We start from the raw sequence: 17436 nt of genomic DNA, 5'->3' as shown, positions 1-17436 counted from the left end.
ATTACAATACAGTTGCCTCAGAAATGGGTTGCGATTTCCGTAGAGGCATCTGTGTCTAGCCCAGGTATCTTGGTAAGGCCTGTTTGATATTTGCCTGATCGATGCAGGAAGCACCGGTTCTATTTGACTGCGTTCATCCGGAGGTGTACTTGTTATCATCAGTAGCAACTCTGTCCCGTTACTGCCTTGTTTTGCTGCTGCTGGTTGGAGCTGGCGAACTGTTATCCGCTCCACAAACCGGTAGGCTCTATCGCCTGTTCATTCTTGATTCCCAGCAAGGCAGCCCCTATATGGATGTCCGCCTCGCAATGTTGGAATCCCTCGAGCAATACGGCTATGTAGAGGGAGAAAACCTTCAGCTCTATTTTCATACAGCGGGCAATGACATCAACAGGGGTGCGGCGATCCTGAAAACGGAAGCTGCCAAAGACTATGATGTTTATTACATGGGCGGCACCACAGCAACCGTAGCCGCCAAGCAGGTGCTGTACGGCGGAACTCAATCGGTTGTATTCGCTTCTCCAACCGACCCGGTGGGTATAGGTGTGATAGATGGTTTCGATATTCCACCGAAGAGTAATTTTACCGGTGTCAGCTATCCTGTACCTGTAAAATCAAGATTCCGCTTTATCCGGGAATTGATGCCCCAAGCGAAACGCATCGGGTTGATCTATGCCGATATGCCACAGTCCCACAGTTATAATGCCTGGATTAAAGCAATGCTGGAAGATGATCCCCAGTTTAAGGATCTGGAAGTGATTTTCCGCAGAGTGCCTTTGGTAAAGGGGGAGGAGGGTGACAGGCGTATGGCAGAGATGGCGCTGCCTCTCATCAAGGAGCTCGATTCTCAAGTGGATCTGTTCATAAAACCCAATGATCAGCTGGGTGCCCGACGCCAGTTTGCAGAAATGGTCCATGCATATTCAAGTAAGCCGCTGATCGGTCTCGTCAAGAACGATGTTATGCAGGAGTGGGGAGCAATGGCGGTTGTATTTCCCTCTCATCGCAGTATGGGACAACAAGCAGCTGTTATGATCCGTGATCTTTTCGAAGGCAAGCCAATCAAGCGGATTTTTCCCCAATGGCCGGCACGATATGGTTATGCGGTCGATCTGCGCAAGGCAAGACAGTTTGGTATCGCTGTACCGGTAGGCCTGTTGCAATTGGCGGGAGAAAATATTCGTAAATGAATATCCTGCTTAACACATTGCCGAGGCAGTAGTTAATGAGACTTAACCAGAAGATACTGCTGGTGACTATCGGTACCCTCGTGCTCTCGTTACTGCTCAGCTCTGTAGTGAATATAAACAGTTTTCGCACAAATTATACCGATGCTCTGTTGACGGGTAGTTTTGGTATTGGTCATAGCATTGAAAGTGTACTTGATGAACTGCTGGCTTTGGGATTGCCGCTCGAGTCACTCTCCGGGATGGATGGAAAGCTTAAGGAAGTAGTCGATAAAAATCCACACATTGAGTATGCAAGCGTTACTGACCAATCGGGCCTGGTGCTTTTTCACAGTGATAATGCACAGATCGGGCAGAAATATAACGATACTGTGACAGTCAATACCTTGTCTGCCGACCAGCCTTTGTGGCAGATCCACGAACGGTCCGATGGCAAGAGCTATTATGATGTTTCCATACCCATCATTGACGAAGCTCAAACAGTAGGCGTTATCCGGCTCGGTTTTTCTACCAAAGTCATCGACGACAAGGTCATGCAGGCAGTCAGGCAGGTTGTTTTCAATTTTTTGCTTACATTCATCGCTATCGCAATACTTCTCAATTTCTTTATGCGTAAACAGTTTGTAGAGCCTGTTAAGCAGCTGTCCGAGTATGCGGCATCCATAACAAATGGCAGATTCGAACAACCGGTTAAGATACATAGTGAAGATGAGATCGGTACTCTCTCCCGTGCATTGCAGGAAATGGGAAGTACAATCAAAGGACAGATCGATGCCCTCAGGCGTTCAGGTATTGAGTTGGAAGAGAAAGTAGAAGCGCGTACACGACAGCTTGAGACGGCAAATCAGACGCTGCAGGCAAGTAATCATGATCTGCTGGAGGCGCTTGAACGGGAGAAAGGTTTGTCTGAAGCGCTGCGTATGAGTGAAGAACGCTCCAGAATGTTATTCGAGGCTAACAAGGCGGTGATGCTTACGATCGACCCCGACTCAGGCTCTATTCTCACAGCGAACAGGGCCGCAGCTGAGTATTACGGCTATACCATTGAACAGCTCCTGAAAATGAGTATCAATGACATCAATACGCTCAGCGAAGAGGAAGTTGCTCAGGAGATGAGCAGGGCTAGAAAAGAAGAACGCAACCACTTCATTTTTCGTCACGCCCTGGCGTCAGGGGAGGTCAGGGATGTCGAGGTACACTCTGGTCCCTTCATCTCGGATGGCAAGCAGGTGCTCTATTCGATCATTCACGATATAACTGACAGAAAAAAGGCTGAAGCGGAACTTGAACATATCGCACATTACGATCCATTGACCGGCTTACCCAATCGGCGTCTGAAAACCGACAGGCTACGCCAGGCGATTGCATACAGTAAACGAAACGCAACCAGTGTGGGGGTTTGTTATCTGGACCTCGATGGTTTCAAGCCGATTAATGACCGGTTTGGCCATGACTCAGGCGATAAGATATTGATTGAAATAGCAAGTCGGTTAGAAGGTGTATTGCGTGAGGAGGACACGGTATCGCGCATCGGTGGAGACGAGTTCGTATTGATACTGACTAATCTGACGAGTATGGATGAGTGCATTTTGGTTTTGGATAGGGTATTGGAGGTTATAGCAGAACCCATACACTTGGATGATACAGCTCTGGAAGTCAGTGCAAGTATTGGCCTGACCGTATACCCGGAGGACGATGTGGACGCGGACATCCTGCTACGGCACGCTGATCAGGCGATGTATTGGGCAAAGGAGGCGGGCAAGAACTGCTACCATCTGTTTGATCCACTGCATGACAAGAAGATAAAGGCCAATCGTAAAAATATCAAGCTGCTCAGGAACGCATTGTCGAAGCAGGAATTCACGCTTTACTTTCAACCAAAGGTTGATATGTACAGTTGTGACGTTATAGGCGTCGAGGCCTTGATCCGGTGGCTGCATCCGGAAGCGGGCATTACCCCGCCAGGTGATTTTTTATCAATTATTACTAAAACAGACTTGGAGATCGAGCTGGGTCAATGGGTTTTCGATCATGCATTGCAACAGATGAGTCAATGGCGAAAAATGGGGCTTCAGCTGCCGGTCAGTATAAATATAAGTCCACACCATCTGCAGTATCCCGGTTTCACCGAGTATATTCGGGAGCGGTTTGCAAAGTATGCTGATGTAACTCCCGATATGCTTGAACTGGAAATTCTCGAAACCGCCTCTATAGATGATACGAATGTTATCTATCACACCCTGTCGGAGTGCCGTGAGTTGGGGGTTAAGATCTCTTTGGATGATTTCGGTACGGGTTACTCTTCCCTCGCCTATTTTCATCGTCTTCCTGTCGATATACTCAAAATAGATCAGAATTTTGTGCGGGACATGCTGGATGATCCTCAGGATCTAACCATCGTTGATAGCGTGGTTCGCCTTGCGCATGCTTTTCAGCATCCGGTCATTGCGGAAGGTGTGGAATCCATGGAACATGCCGTTGCACTACTCCAATTGGGTTGTCGATTAGGTCAGGGTTATGGCATTGCCAGACCGATGCCGGCAAATGAGATCCCAGCATGGTTGAAGCAATGGCAAGGCAATCAACTGTGGCGGAGCCTTAAAAACAGAGTGACTCAGAGTCATCATGTCGATATTGAAGTGGCGCTAACCAGTCATCAACGATGGGTGGACAACCTGATTGGGTATGTGAATCGTGATGAGGCAATAAACCATAGCCAGTTGGATAGCAAACACTGCAACTTCAGTTATTGGTTCAATGGTATTGGTTTTATTCAGTATGGCAGTTTGCCACAATACACTGAACTCAACAGGCTGCATGAGCAGATACATGCACTCGGATATAAAATAATCAGCATTAATAATATGGGGAACACAGAGTATGCACAGAAAAGAATTAACGAGTTGGAGGCGTTAAGTGCCCATTTCGCAGAACTCATGAAGGAACTAAACAAAGATCAAGCAGCTATTTCATAATCAATTATATATAATTAGTGTTTTTTTATTTTTAATGAAATACATTTCTGGTGCAAACATCCAAGGAATTGTCTAATTTGTACAATGAAAGGCGATTTGGCGGTATAGCGCGTCTCTATGGCAGTCGGGCATTGGAGCGTTTTTCTCATTCTCATGTCGCCGTGGTTGGCGTGGGTGGGGTCGGCTCATGGGTTGTGGAAGCCCTTGCGCGCAGTGGCATAGGTGCGATTACTCTCTATGATATGGATCATATAGCTGAATCGAATGTTAACCGCCAACTGCATGCGGTTGAGGGTGATTTCGGTAAAGCCAAGGTATCGGCACTCGCAGAGCGGGTCTTGGCCATCAACTCCAGCTGTCGGGTTAATGCTGTGGAGCAATTTATCGAGTTGGAGTCACTGCAAACATTTACTGCCGGTGGGTTTGATTACGTGATCGATTGCATCGACAGCTATCGCATCAAGGCTGCTTTGATAACCTGCTGCCGCAGAGACAGGATCGCCATCATTACGGTAGGTGGTGCAGGGGGGCAAAGCGATCCTACAAAGATCAAACTGGCTGACCTGAGCCGCAGTGAACAGGACCCACTGCTTTCCAAGTGCCGCAAATTGCTTCGCAGGCAGTACGGTTTTCCAACCAATGTCAAACGTCGATTCGATGTACCCTGTGTCTACTCAACAGAGCAGCAGCGCTATCCTGATGACAATGGGGCAGTTTGCCTGAAAAGGCCGACGAACATGGAAGGTTCATTGAACTGTGGTGGATATGGTTCTGTAGTGACCGTCACTGCCAGCTTTGGTTTGGTTGCGGTATCTCATGTATTGAAGCGTCTTTCCAGTGAATAGAGTGTTGCATTTGCAGACTATTGACTAACGATGCCTGTGTGGCAGTTTCAATATCACAGGGATCACTTGTTGACCGCCAACGCTACGGTATAACTTTTACCTTGTTTAAGCTTTTCATAGTTACCGAAAATCTCGTTGAGATTGCGTTTCATGTACTGTCTTAGGCCATTGATGGTTACGACATAGAGTCTGCCGCCCGGTTTGAGACGTTGCCTGGCATCATGCAAAATCAGACTGAGCATCTCTTTGCCCACTTTGGCAGGGATATTGGATGCGATGACATTGAAGCGCAAGCTAGAATCTATGTGATCAAAAGCGTTGCTGAGGATGGCTTTGGCGTTTGTCAATCGGTTACGTTCGGCATTGTCATTGCTGTAGTTGACCGCCATGAAATCCTTGTCGACCATCAGGGTTTGTCCCTGCGGAGCCCGTCGGGCCATATAGAGGCCTATTGGACCGTAGCCACAGCCCAGGTCTAGGCAGTCGTCTGTGGGAGCGATCCGTAAACGATCCACCAGAAGCCTGGTCCCTTCGTCGATCTCGCGTGGTGAAAAGATGCCCCAGGTGGAATGAAATTGCAGACGCTCACCGGACAGCTCTTCTGTGAACACGATATCTTTGCGGAGTTTATCTAGATTATCTTTAGTCAGCATGATGGCTGAGTGTTACCCGTGAGAGTTTTCAAGTCAATCCCCCGGGTTAAAAATCAGTATCAATGAGATTGTGAATGAGTTCCAGCATCGGCTCCGCATTCAAATAATCAATGGCCACCGGCCAGTAGCTCTCTTCATGCTGAAGCACAAGCGAGGGGAAGCTGCGCACACCCAAAAGGAGTGACTGTGCAATCTCAGAGTCGAGCTTTTGCTGTGTGGAGGAATGGTTCAACAGTTTGGAGAATTGCTGTTCGTTCAGACCTATCTCCATCGCAAGTTCGATGAGAGTAGTGTCATCCGAAGGATTTCTTGCCTGCAGGTAGTAGGCCTGCTGAATAGCCACTATCATGCTATCTTCCATTTCTGGATCAATCGACCTGGCGGCGATGACCGCGCGGCAGGCAGGGTAGGTGGACCTTCTGGGCGTATTCCGAACCCAAAAATCAAAATTGAAGCGGGTCGACGGTATACGCTTCCCAATCTTCCGCCATGTGCTCTGCAACCTTATCCGCAGATCATCCGGCATCGGTTGCGATGAATCCGCCGCCAGCCCGCCTAACAGGCGGCTGCTTGTGATGTTGTCGGGGAGCCGTGACATAAGTACCTCGAGTACCGGGCGAAATCCCCAGCACCAACTGCACATTGGATCATGGATGTAGTAGAGGTGAGCCATGTTCAGGATTTGTTTCGCAGCTATATCGGTTGTGATATAAGAGTATATCCGATTCAGGTAATACATTTGCCGATATATATTATTGGCATTTCATGATCCATCAGGCTTGGCCACGCTATGGTTGTCGTCTGTCAGGGTGATAATAGTTTGAAATCCGCACTCCTTGGAAAAATCTCATTCTGGTTGATAGTCGTCGGCAGCGCGGCACTTCTGACACCGCAACCCGCCTGGCCCGAGTGGTTGGCGCGTATGATATTGTCTGCCGGTATTGCGTTGGGCGCGACCACACTCGGTGTACTGCTGTGGCAGAAGCGTGGTCGCAGCAGCAAGAAGTGACAGGGAAACACTATGCCTTGAACGGTCCCCGTCAACCGGCCGCTATTTTCCGTTCGACCCTATTCAATAGGCCAATGATTTCGCCTGACAGAGGCTCGATTTCACTATAAAGATCCTCCGCTCTGTCAGTATCCCCACTTTCCATATGCTTGATAATTTCTCTTATCAGTGAATGTAACTGCTGATGGGGTTGTTCTATCGCATGTATTTCAGCAACATCGCCATATCGATTAAGCGCTTCTGAGTAGTACCATTTTCCGAGGGCGCAATCATGGTGCGAGACTGCTTCTTCATGGGAAAGGGATTGCTTGCCATCGAGAAAGGAACGTACTCTTGTTTTCCATGCCAGGTGGGCCGATTTTGCAGAGCTGAAATCAAACCCTCTATCGCCGGAAAATTTAAACTGCTGGACAATCCTTTGCAGATCGGAGGCTAATGTCCCCAGGTCATTGGCAGTATCAGAGGTATCTTTTGCCCGTTGCGAGGTCTGCTTGCCGTTTTCGCTGATATTGATTATGTTCTTGTTGATCTCTTCCACCACCGAGCACTGCTCCTCTGCCGCGGTGGCGATCTGGGTGTTCATGTCGTTGATTGTCTCGATAGCCTTATTTATCTCGCTCAGCGAATGAAGTGCCTCTGTTGCCTGCAGAACTCTGCTGTCCACTTTCTCCCTGCCGGATGCCATCACGGATACTGCCCGCTGTGTGCCACTCTGCAGCGCTTGTATCATTGACTCGATCTCGCCTGTCGATTGATGCGTGCGATTGGCAAGCCCACGCACTTCGTCGGCTACAACAGCAAAACCACGCCCTTGCTCTCCCGCTCTTGCAGCTTCGATGGCGGCGTTAAGGGCGAGTAGGTTGGTCTGCTCGGCAATGCTTTTTATGACATCCAGGACCGATCCGATACGAGCGCTCTCCTGCTCCACACCCAGAATCGAATTTTCTGCAAGTTCCACTTCATCCGCCAACGCCTGCACGGCATCTGCTGTCTGCTTGATTACTTTGCAGCCTGTATGTGCTTCAGCAGTGGCTGCCTTGGTGGCTTCTTCGGCGGTAGTTGCATTTTGTGCTATGTTGGCTACGCAGGCAGTCATTTGGGTCATAGCCGTAGCGACCTGGTCAGTTTCATTTTCCTGCTGTTGGATGCGACGACTGATCTGACTGGTATTGTCTGATGTTTGCGCAACAGCATTGATTACCGACTCAGTGGATTGCGCGGTCTGTTGTATCAGTTTGCGGATTTTGTCAACAAACTGGTTAAAGCTTTCAGCAAGCAGTCCAAGTTCATCATTACCTTTCTTTTCCAATCGCTTCATCAGATCACCATCGCCATTGGCGATGTCTTGCATGGTCTTGACCGCGTCCAGGATCGGATTGTAGATAAGACGCGTGGTCAGCCAACTTATCGATAATCCGATCACAAGTCCAAACAGCAACAGACTGATTACAAGTGTTGTGGTTGAACTGGCATCCTTGATCAGGCGTTGGCTGGTGTGTGAGATAGTCGACTCATGATGAGCAACCAACTGCTCGAGATGTTGATCCGTTGTCATCAATAGTGGTGTGATCTGGCTACGTACGAGCCATGCATCACTGCGCCATTGATTACTCCCGTGTATCTCAAGAAGCCTCTTGTAGTGTTCATCGAAACGGACCATGTTATCCATAAATTGCTCAATGGAATCAGCTTGATCCAATGTCAGTTGATCACTCTTTGCACTGATTAGCCGGACCAGTTTTTTTGTCCTGTCCAGGTAAAGGTTCAAGTCATTAATATTCGAATCACTGCGAAAAGCGAGATAGCCGCGGATGCCGTTCATGATATTGCTCCAGGCATACCGCAGCTCGGTAAGATGATGCAGGATCTGTTTCCGTTCTTCGTCCGCGTATTCTTCCATTTCGGAAAGAATCATTTGGGATGTCAGTTGCATCTGTTCCCGGCTGATAGGATTAATGTGCGTGTTGGCATAGGCAATACCTGGAAAGTTACCTTCATGCGTGGCTGTCTGATTGAGTAACGCCGCAGCTGTTTGTTCATACTGCTTCAGTTTATCGTCCAGCTGCTTGAGTAGTTGGGATGAAGTGGTATCCTCCGCCTCTATGCTCTTGGTTATCAATGATTGAAGTATATATTTCGTTTGGTCCCTTTGACTTGAGAAGTCCTGTAGCTGGGACTCATCCTTCGTAAGAAGATAAAAAGCCAAGGATTCTGTAGATTGTTTCAGGCTTTTTGCGAGGTCTTTCGTCAGGATTAAACGTGGCTGACTCTCGCGCACCACCTGGTTCACGCTTTGTTCAACATTACCCAGACTGATGAGTGTGATAATGGATGAGGTTGCAAGCACACAGAGAATGAGCCCGAAACCGAACCACTGCTTTGTGCGAATCGAAATATTATGAAGAACTGACATGATCGTTTCCCTGATATGGATGATCCATATCCCAATTCCTGGCGCTGGTATTTTATAATTCGTATACGCCGTATAACCTTGCCCACAAGCCGCCTGTGGACGATTCATTACGGCAAATAAGCTTATTGTTTTGCTTTGCCGTAACCATATACTCCATGGTTGCAAGACATATCGTCTTCGATTTGTAAAACTTTAGTTACATTTTGACCCATCCAAACTCTCATGCGGATATAGAGTGAAGTTTAAAAATCTACTTTTTTATCATTAAGCTAGAGACCAGTTTTTATGTATTATTTAAAGTTAACGGCAGGAATGCTATTCCGTAATACTCTGCATCAGGCGGGCGATCAATTGATACTGACTTAAGAAAAAAACACCATGAATCTGCTCAAAAGATCATATTTGATCAATCTCATACAGGCGCTGATCCTGTTTTCATTTTCAGTAAGCGGCCTGACGCATGGTGGCTGGCTTGAGGTTGTATTGCCGAATCATCCTGCCCCCTCCCTGGTGCTTCAAGACTTAAAAGGCAATCAAGTCAAAATCAGCGATCTCAAGGGCAAAACGGTTTTACTCAACTTCTGGACAACCTGGTGCCCTCCCTGTATTGAGGAGATGCCGTCCCTGATCAGGTTGAAAGAGGCGATGAACCAGTCCGATTTTGTCATTCTGGCCATCAATGTCGAGGAGAGCGAACGTCGTGTAAGTAAAATGGCGGCACGCCTGAAACTTACGTTTCCCGTTCTACTTGATCCAAGCCGGGTCGCAGCCAACGCCTGGGAGGTCAAGGTCTTCCCGAGCAGTTTTCTCGTTGATGGACAGGGGCGCTTGCGTTATAAGGCGATTGGTCCTATCGAGTGGGATAGTGACGAAGCCACTTCGATTGTTCACCAGGTCATGCAGAAGTAGGGTGCCTGCGGTGAATATGCATCGGGGACTGTCAACTGAGCGAAGCGTAAGCGCCGTCCTGTCAGATTTTAGAGCATGAACTGGGTCACATCTTTAAACCCAGCCTAGTATTTCTTTTCCCAAATCCTCAACTTTTTAAGTTTCTTTTAATCTTGTTTTGCTAATTTTGGGACAACCTGCCCAAAACGGCCAATGTATTAGTAATGAGTGCTGGATAAAAAAACAAATTAATACAAGTGGTTATTGTTGGTTGCTCATTTATTTGGTAGCTATTGGACAGGAGGATCATCACATTCAATGTGAGCTAATCGTGGACGTATAACGCCGCCGGAGTACTCGTCCCACATAAAAATCGTACAGCTTCATGGAGGGGTTCGATTATGAAGTTCAATCAATCACGACGTAATAAATCCCATCGCTTCGTAACACTCGCGATTTCGTTTATCTTTATGCTGATTTTCACCATGGACAATGGCTGGGCGAGCAGTGATGAAGAAGAGGAAAATCACGAGGAAGACAAATACAGTAGCGAAGAGGATGAGCGCAGGAAGGACGAGGAAGAGGAAGAGAGACATTCCGAAGGTGAGGGTGACGGCGATAACGGCTTGGCACTGCGCCCAAAGAACAGTTTCAATATCATGATGAACTACGAACTCGGTATGCACTGTACCGGGTTTGAGTTCGCCTACTGTTGTGTATTGCCTCCTTACAACTCTATCCTTGCCCAGGTTGTGAAGACGCAGCAGAGTGACGAAGGGCAGACGGCCTTCGCGCGCCTTCTGGAGGGAGATCCCTCGGTAGGCCTGGATGCTTTGGGACGCCAGACTGTTTTGCGTGATCCCGATCTCGATGCGAATGGGGATTTCCAAAAGTATGTGCTTGAATATTGGCATGATGCTCAGCCCCGTGAAACCCGCCCGCAGGTTGTGCCTCAGACCTCAACGCTGATCAGTGCGACAGAGGGCAATTCACTGCTGATGTGGAATACCCTTGCCGATTCGGCAGTGGTCAATCCGGACGGTTCGCTCAAGACCTCCGGTAATGGCAATCCGACCTGGAACGGTGTCAGCGGCGCTATGGTGGGTGATGGCGATTTCGATGATCCGACCGACAACTACTGGAATGCAGTCTGGAATCATCTCTATATCTATGCCGACCTGGAGGGGGCCAATCCCAACAATTCAACCGCGGAGAGCGATAAGATTCGACTCGGCGTAACCGGCCATATCGAGTATCCCGCTGATTGCGGCGCCGGCCTCCATCCCATGGGGCCTGTTTCTCATCCCGATGGTGTACCAAGCAATCCTGCCGTACCGAATGATTGTGGTGGCGCATCCAATGGCAATGTACTGACTTTCTCGGGTGAGCATGGCACTGTTGTCTACACTCAGATGAAGGTATTGGAGAACCTGCCGATCACCCTGACCTCACCCAGGATCTGGGAGGCCTTGGGGCTCCCGTTGACTCCGTTCGAGGATTCCATCAACTTCTTTGCCGATCCGGGCGCGATGTTCGAGGACTCTGTACGCCCCTTTGTCGCGATGAGGGCCAAGCTGCGCCATTACGATCCCGCTCAGCCGGGCGGCATGGGTGAACCTGTGATGCAGAATGGTGTGCCGGTGGAGGGCTTCGGTACCGCCCCCATCGATATCCCCAACTGCGAGCGCTGCCATTCAGAGGTGGATACCACCAATTCTCCCCATAAGAGCGGGGATGAAATCTGGGCCAAGGTTCAGCAGGAGTACAATTTCTGGATGAGCTATTATGGTATAGGTCCTGGCGACTCGGACTGGTATCCGCGACTCAAGAGTGCGGCCATCAGTATTCTCGGCCTGCATGACATGAGCCATGGCACGGATTTCCTGGTCAACTATCCGGCCTGCGGCACTCCGGCAGAGTGCGATGCATTGGCTGCCGATCTGTCGGCGCAAAACAACCGGCCCGTGTTCGCGCAAAGCACCCGAATCGGCAATACCACCGTGCTGTGTCAACGTTGCCATGCGGATAATGTCATCGCCCAGGTCAAGTCGGCCTCCTTTATCGATGATGAGGGCAACAATAAAGTTATTCTGCCCATGTCCGAGGCGATTCATCAGACCCATCGCGGTGTCGGCGAGGGCGGTCCGATCGCATTCAGCGACAGTCTCGGCCGTTTCGGCGGTTGCCAGGGATGTCATCCAGCCCATCGTTCCAATGGCGACATGGCGGGCTATCCCATCACCGAGACGGGGGACAACTTCTATGCCGATACGGATAACCGTTTAGGCGCCGGCGGTTGTTTCGTCGGCCGTGATGTTCACTCCAATCCGTTCAAGGATATCGATGGTGCAGGTACGCCTGAGCACCTGACAGCCATCGGCGAATGGTTGCGCGACAATGTTTCACGCAATCAGGCAGGCCTTGCGGGCAGCGATCGCGACGACCGGGGTATCTGGTGTACCAACTGTCACAATCAGTTGAGCCAGGAGATCTGGAAACGCGAGAACATGGAGAGCCTGATCGATGGCATACCCGGCCCAGGCGCGAGCAATATCCGCGCGCTGGCTTCATTGGATGACATTGCCGCCGCAGTGGGCGTCGATACGCAACAGGCTTTGGACTGGCTCGATCCGAGAGATCCCAATGTCTTCCCGGCCGATGGTGCGATTCGCACCTCGGAAGAGACCATGGCCATCTGGCGCCGCGATCCCGGGCTCTGCGCCTATTTGGGCGGTAGTACCGACCCGGCGCTCGACGCCAAGCTGGCCACCATCGAGGTGGCGGGAGACGTCACCGCATGTACCACCGGTGCCGCAGCACCAGGCCCCGACTGTGATGGCAACGGCGAGGCGGACTTCCAGATCTGCGGCAGCTTCGATGGCGACGGCGATTTCAGTGTCAGTATCCTCGATTTCTGCACCACCGACGATTGCGTGGCTGCAGCCCAGCAGACCCTGAGTGGATCGATGGCGGCCGCGGTACCCTTCTCGGCGGCAACCGACGGACGCGACCACTGGCTCGCTGCCGGCGAACCTCATTGCGCCGACTGCCACACCGCACCCTATGTGGAGCCGAGCGGCCATCAGCCGGGTAATGACCATCCGCCCTTCAACTATCCACGCAAGGCGGGGTTGATGCGTTACTCGCGCGGTCACCGGGACATCACCTGTCAGGGTTGTCATGAGTCGATCCACGGCCTCTATCCGGTGGCGCCTCATTTGGAGCAGGGTCCCGGTGTGGATGGTGTTGATGCCACAACCTATGCCCAGGCGGCCTATCTCAACAGCGACGACAGCCATGGTCCGCTGAAGTGCGGTTCATGCCATATGTACGAGACCCTGGCCGACAATCCTGATGCCCAGATACCCACACGGGTCTGTGCGCCGGGCGAGGATGGAGACAACTGTGACGAGGGTGAAGGTCTGCGCTTCGACGGTACGCCGATCGCCGGTGATTTCGACGCGGCAGTGAGTTGGGCCCATACTTTTACCGATAATCACGATCCTCGAGACGACTTCTGTATCAGCTGTCATGAAAACGAGAACGATGAAGTCAGTGTATCGGAAGATGAGTGGCTGGAGCATGCCATGAAGGGGCGGGTATCGCGAAAGACCATGGACCAGGTGGAGATACTGATCTCAGGCTCTGTATTTGGCTCCACTGATCCGCGCACTACCGTCTGTCAGGGTTGCCATGATGATGAATGGCAGGAAGTGGCCTGTAACGGCGAAGACGGTCGGGAGTGGAAACTCCATCTCGCGGAAGGCCGGGTGTCGGAAAGCGTATGGGAAGATGTATCCCTGGATCGCACCGGCTCAACCTGTGGCTGGTAACGGCAGTACAACCCAGTCTGTCAAATAGGCCGATAGACTGGCTGCATTAGGGAGGGGAAACAGCCTGTTTCCCCTCCCGCTCAGTTCACAGCCATTTAAGGGTAAGTTGAATCGCTCAACTGTTTAACCATCGATTATATACCGCAGACCTGTTCCGCCACTGATGCGGCCGGGTACCTGGTTGGGCAGGGCAGTCGGAGGCAAAAATGAAAAATCTTGTAACACTGGCGGCCGGTTGTTTCCTGGCCGCTTCCGCATGGGGAGAACCTACAGCAAAGCCTGTACTATCCGATAGCAATATCCTGGCCCGGGTTGACGATCGAATCATCACCTTCCCCCAACTGAACACACAACTGAACAGTACAGCCGTAGTGGGCCTGTCAACGCCGGCACTGGGTACACCCGAACGACGTACTGTGGTCCTGACACTGCTGGACAGGGCGATCAGCGTCAACCTGCTCTATCTGGATGCCGTCGGCAAGGGAAAGCTGGAGGACCCGAATTTCAAACGGGAGTTGCAGGAGTATGCCGATGGCATGCTTGCAGGACTCTATCGCAGACACTACCTGAAAGCGGATACCGCTGTCAGCGAAGCAGATATTGCCGACTATGTGAAGAAACACTTTGCCAAGGATACCGAGCTGGATGACAAGATGCGTCCCCTGGTCGAGGCAAAGGTCAAAAAAGCAAAATATCTGGCACGCAAACAGGGATTGCGCAAACATCTGCATGCCGGGACTAAGGTAATGATTCACACCAAGCATCTTGAGATTGAAGATGACGGTATACGTAGCGATGAGCAGGTGATCGCCGAGTATGACGGTAACGTAATGACATGGGGCGAGAGTAAGAAATATCTCACTACCTTGAACAACTCGATCGATATCAACAGACGCCTGAAAACCCTGAATGGACTGATTGACAACTATCTATTGGCGAAAAAGGGGCGAGAGGCGGGGCTGGATCAGGATCCGGGTTTTCAGGCCGCCCTGGCCGAATTCAGCATGACACGCCTGGTCAATCGGCATCGTAGTGCGCTGACGCAAGCTATGCAGCCGACGGAGCAGGAGGTACGGGATTATTTTACGGAACATCAGGGGCGCATTACCTTCAATGAGTACCGCAAACTGCAGATGGTGGTGTTGAAAGATGAGAAGGCGGCGCTGGATATTATGGAAAAACTGGGGAAGGGTGAAATGACCATCTACCAGGCGGCGCTCAACCACTCCATCGATCCAAGGGCAAAGCAGACCCTGGGTGACTTCGGCTGGGTCGAGGAGGGCAGCGGTTTTCCCGCTCTGGATGAGTTGGCCTTCGCCCTTGAAATCGGCGAGTTGGGAGGCCCCGTAGAGACCCCCGCCGGCTGGCATATTGTTCGGGTGACTGATCAAAGGGCTTCGAAATATACCGATATCAATGATCCGGATACCCGGCAACAGACCCGTCGGCTGCTGCTGAAAGAGCGTCTCAACGACTATGTGGTGGAACTGCGTAAGCGAGACTATCCGGTAGTCGTCTATGAAGAGAACCTGAACCGGTTGCTGCAGGAAGAGGCGCAGTGGATCGCCGCCAAGAGCAGGGAGATGGAACAACACCCTGAGCGAGCCAAACTCATCCTGGATGAGATGAAGGCGCTTGTGGAATAGTGACTGCTTCCATCAATTTACCATTTATTACGTAAAATTATGGGTTTTTCTACAGCTTCAATGGCTTGGGAATGTCGTCGATCGAGTGGCGAGGTTCCAGCGACGTAGGGAATCATGATCCGCTGGTCAGACAGGCTGGCCGACAGTAATGTTTTGCATCCACGCTGATGATTCTGTTTTTGCCCTGTTGCTTGGCTTCCAGCATGGCGTTATCGACCCGCTTCACCAGGCTTTCCATACTATCTTCAGCACCGAATTCAGTAACACCAAAGCTTGCAGAGATTTTCTGCACCACGGTGAATTCTTTTTTATTTATCAGATCGAGCATTTTTTTTGCAAGTTGTCGCCCGCCTTCAATATCTGTTTCAGTAGAAAGTATAATGAATTCCTCACCACCCCAGCGTGCAAAAATATCTGAATCCCTGAGGGCATCTTTTATCAGTACAGAAATTTCTTTGAGTACAGTGTCTCCAGCAATGTGACCGTGCTTGTCATTGATCCGTTTGAAGTTGTCGATATCAAACATGATTGTCGTCAGGGGTCTTTTGTACCTTAAGGATTTTTCAATCTCATGCTTCAGTTTTTGCTCGAAACTCTGCCGATTAAAGATGCCGGTAAGAGCATCCGTGCTCGCCTGAATGATGAGGGCTTTGTTGATGGTTTTAAACTCAAATTTTTTAGCTTGATAACCGAGGTGTAAAGTTATCAGTGCTGTTATGAAGAATGTTGTAGGTACAATACTAGGAATTATCGCCGGCTTTTCCGGTTTTTCCGGTTCAGGATTGGGTGCCGAGGGGATACCCATTTTCTGTAGCAGGCCAATTGCTGAATAAGTCGTATAAATGTCTCCACCATATTGACCATTCGGGGTTTTCATCGACATGACATACTTGCTTATTCTATGTATGTCGACGTGATCAAGAAGTTGCATGTCATGCAAAAGCCACACGGTCAGGTGGGTAGCTTTAATGGAGGCTTTTTTCTTTTCAAGCTTACTATGGCGGGAATAGCCCCCCAATTCGACTAGATAGTGATTATTATTGAAATAGTCAATAAGCGTATTCAAGTCGATGGTATCGCTAACTGCCTGACGTTTGATTTCATTACTGCCATTGGTGGTATCCCAGATGGATTTGAATGCGCGAAACGCATTGTAGCTATCGTCAGAATTTTCTCCCGGTTGACTGCTGTAGCCGCCGGTAACAATATCGTAATTATTCTGGACAAACTGAATGATACCCTTACTCAGTTTCTCCGGTATCGGTCGACCGGTATGTTGACTCAGTATAGCGAGAGCCCGTGCTGCAAATGAGGTGCATTTCATACTGGAGTTTTTTAGGAGCATTGGATAATGCTCATCCCAGAATCCTCCGTCCTGATTTTGATGGGCAACGATAAAGTTCCAGATGCCATCCAGATTCAGTCTCGGATCGTCCAGAAGGTCGAGTCTATTAAGTATCATGAGGGCATCCATGGTTGGCCTCACCCCGACGTCCTGGCCAGGCAGGGTTTTAAATCCATCATAGCGGGTACCGCGTTGGTATCGGGTATAGGTTTCCGCCCTAGTCTGTTTGATCTCCGTTTCATACAGACCCAGGATAAAATCAATGACAGCAAGTCGATTTATGCTGTACAGCCCGTCCAGATCTCCCAGGGTGCTGATAGCATAGCGTGTACCTCGCAGTGTGCTGTTATTGAGCTGGGAGGGTTCGAACAGCATATCCGGATTGGTGACAAAGTAACCTGCCGGATTTTGCCGTTGGACGATCCATTGAGTAGTGGCCTGGGGTGAATAGTAGATATTATTTTCACTGTAATCATCCATCGCTTGCTGATACTGCGCTTCCAGTTCAGAAGCGTACACAGTATCGCTGCTGATTTTCCATTGAAAGGAAATCGCCATAACAACCAGAATCCCTGCAAGCAACATCAGAACCTTATTTATTTTCATATCAATCCAAACAGCAGGAAATCCCAGTAAAATTAT

At 50.0% G+C, this 17436-nt stretch carries 11 protein-coding genes; 7 read left to right on the top strand and 4 right to left on the bottom strand.

Going from position 1 to position 17436, the window contains the following annotated elements:
• The first annotated feature begins 149 nt into the window (after nucleotides 1–149).
• Genes AB8516_RS05780 through tcdA form a run of 3 tightly spaced genes read left to right on the top strand, consistent with a single transcriptional unit; the run spans nucleotide 150 to nucleotide 5007 of the window.
• Nucleotides 150–1190, top strand: coding sequence for an ABC transporter substrate-binding protein (locus tag AB8516_RS05780; protein ID WP_369158924.1), 1041 nt, complete (start codon nucleotides 150–152; stop codon nucleotides 1188–1190).
• 35 nt (nucleotides 1191–1225) lie between these two features.
• Nucleotides 1226–4162, top strand: a complete 2937-nt coding sequence (locus tag AB8516_RS05775; protein WP_369158922.1) for an EAL domain-containing protein — start codon at nucleotides 1226–1228, stop codon at nucleotides 4160–4162.
• Between the two features lie 50 nt (nucleotides 4163–4212).
• Entirely contained in the window at nucleotides 4213–5007 is a 795-nt protein-coding gene (tcdA, locus tag AB8516_RS05770; protein WP_369158920.1) for a tRNA cyclic N6-threonylcarbamoyladenosine(37) synthase TcdA, read from the top strand.
• A gap of 62 nt (nucleotides 5008–5069) precedes the next feature.
• Here tcdA and AB8516_RS05765 read toward each other — a convergent pair whose 3' ends face one another.
• Nucleotides 5070–5660, bottom strand: a complete 591-nt coding sequence (locus AB8516_RS05765) for a class I SAM-dependent methyltransferase (RefSeq protein WP_369158918.1) — start codon at nucleotides 5658–5660, stop codon at nucleotides 5070–5072.
• Nucleotides 5661–5706: 46 nt separating this feature from the next.
• A complete protein-coding gene (locus AB8516_RS05760; protein WP_369158916.1) occupies nucleotides 5707–6333 on the bottom strand; it encodes a DsbA family protein in 627 nt (208 codons plus the stop codon).
• Nucleotides 6334–6480: 147 nt separating this feature from the next.
• On the opposite strand from AB8516_RS05760, the gene AB8516_RS05755 reads away from it, so the two are divergent.
• On the top strand, nucleotides 6481–6669 hold the full coding sequence (locus AB8516_RS05755) for a hypothetical protein (protein WP_369158914.1): 189 nt from the start codon (nucleotides 6481–6483) through the stop codon (nucleotides 6667–6669).
• Nucleotides 6670–6700: 31 nt separating this feature from the next.
• On the opposite strand, the gene AB8516_RS05750 is transcribed toward AB8516_RS05755, so the two are convergent.
• Nucleotides 6701–9082 (bottom strand): methyl-accepting chemotaxis protein, encoded by a 2382-nt coding sequence (locus tag AB8516_RS05750; RefSeq protein ID WP_369158912.1) that lies wholly within the window; start codon nucleotides 9080–9082, stop codon nucleotides 6701–6703.
• Between the two features lie 378 nt (nucleotides 9083–9460).
• Here AB8516_RS05750 and AB8516_RS05745 point away from each other — a divergent pair, with 378 nt between their 5' ends.
• The 3 genes from AB8516_RS05745 to AB8516_RS05735 all read left to right on the top strand — a co-directional run bounded on the left by AB8516_RS05745 (nucleotide 9461) and on the right by AB8516_RS05735 (nucleotide 15449).
• Entirely contained in the window at nucleotides 9461–9991 is a 531-nt protein-coding gene (locus AB8516_RS05745; RefSeq protein WP_369158910.1) for a TlpA family protein disulfide reductase, read from the top strand.
• Nucleotides 9992–10371: 380 nt separating this feature from the next.
• Nucleotides 10372–13803, top strand: a complete 3432-nt coding sequence (locus AB8516_RS05740) for a hypothetical protein (protein WP_369158908.1) — start codon at nucleotides 10372–10374, stop codon at nucleotides 13801–13803.
• A gap of 206 nt (nucleotides 13804–14009) precedes the next feature.
• Nucleotides 14010–15449, top strand: coding sequence for a peptidylprolyl isomerase (locus tag AB8516_RS05735; RefSeq protein ID WP_369158906.1), 1440 nt, complete (start codon nucleotides 14010–14012; stop codon nucleotides 15447–15449).
• A gap of 112 nt (nucleotides 15450–15561) precedes the next feature.
• Here the strand turns inward: AB8516_RS05735 and AB8516_RS05730 are convergent, their stop codons facing one another.
• Entirely contained in the window at nucleotides 15562–17400 is a 1839-nt protein-coding gene (locus AB8516_RS05730) for a diguanylate cyclase (protein WP_369158904.1), read from the bottom strand.
• Between the last annotated feature and the right edge of the window lie 36 nt (nucleotides 17401–17436).

The sequence above is a fragment of the Candidatus Thiodiazotropha sp. LNASS1 genome, from assembly GCF_964212655.1.
GTDB lineage: Bacteria > Pseudomonadota > Gammaproteobacteria > Chromatiales > Chromatiaceae > Thiodiazotropha.
Note: the sequence above shows the minus strand (reverse complement) of the source record. Positions and strands in the feature narration are given on the sequence as shown.

What these genes read in the sequence shown, in the direction of transcription:
- AB8516_RS05775 (WP_369158922.1), top strand. Translation starts at nt 1,226, where the DNA reads ATGAGACTTAACCAGAAGATACTGCTGGTGACTATCGGTACCCTCGTG.
- AB8516_RS05765 (WP_369158918.1), bottom strand. Translation starts at nt 5,660, where the DNA reads ATGCTGACTAAAGATAATCTAGATAAACTCCGCAAAGATATCGTGTTC.
- AB8516_RS05760 (WP_369158916.1), bottom strand. Translation starts at nt 6,333, where the DNA reads ATGGCTCACCTCTACTACATCCATGATCCAATGTGCAGTTGGTGCTGG.
- AB8516_RS05750 (WP_369158912.1), bottom strand. Translation starts at nt 9,082, where the DNA reads ATGTCAGTTCTTCATAATATTTCGATTCGCACAAAGCAGTGGTTCGGT.
- AB8516_RS05745 (WP_369158910.1), top strand. Translation starts at nt 9,461, where the DNA reads ATGAATCTGCTCAAAAGATCATATTTGATCAATCTCATACAGGCGCTG.
- AB8516_RS05740 (WP_369158908.1), top strand. Translation starts at nt 10,372, where the DNA reads ATGAAGTTCAATCAATCACGACGTAATAAATCCCATCGCTTCGTAACA.
- AB8516_RS05735 (WP_369158906.1), top strand. Translation starts at nt 14,010, where the DNA reads ATGAAAAATCTTGTAACACTGGCGGCCGGTTGTTTCCTGGCCGCTTCC.
- AB8516_RS05730 (WP_369158904.1), bottom strand. Translation starts at nt 17,400, where the DNA reads ATGAAAATAAATAAGGTTCTGATGTTGCTTGCAGGGATTCTGGTTGTT.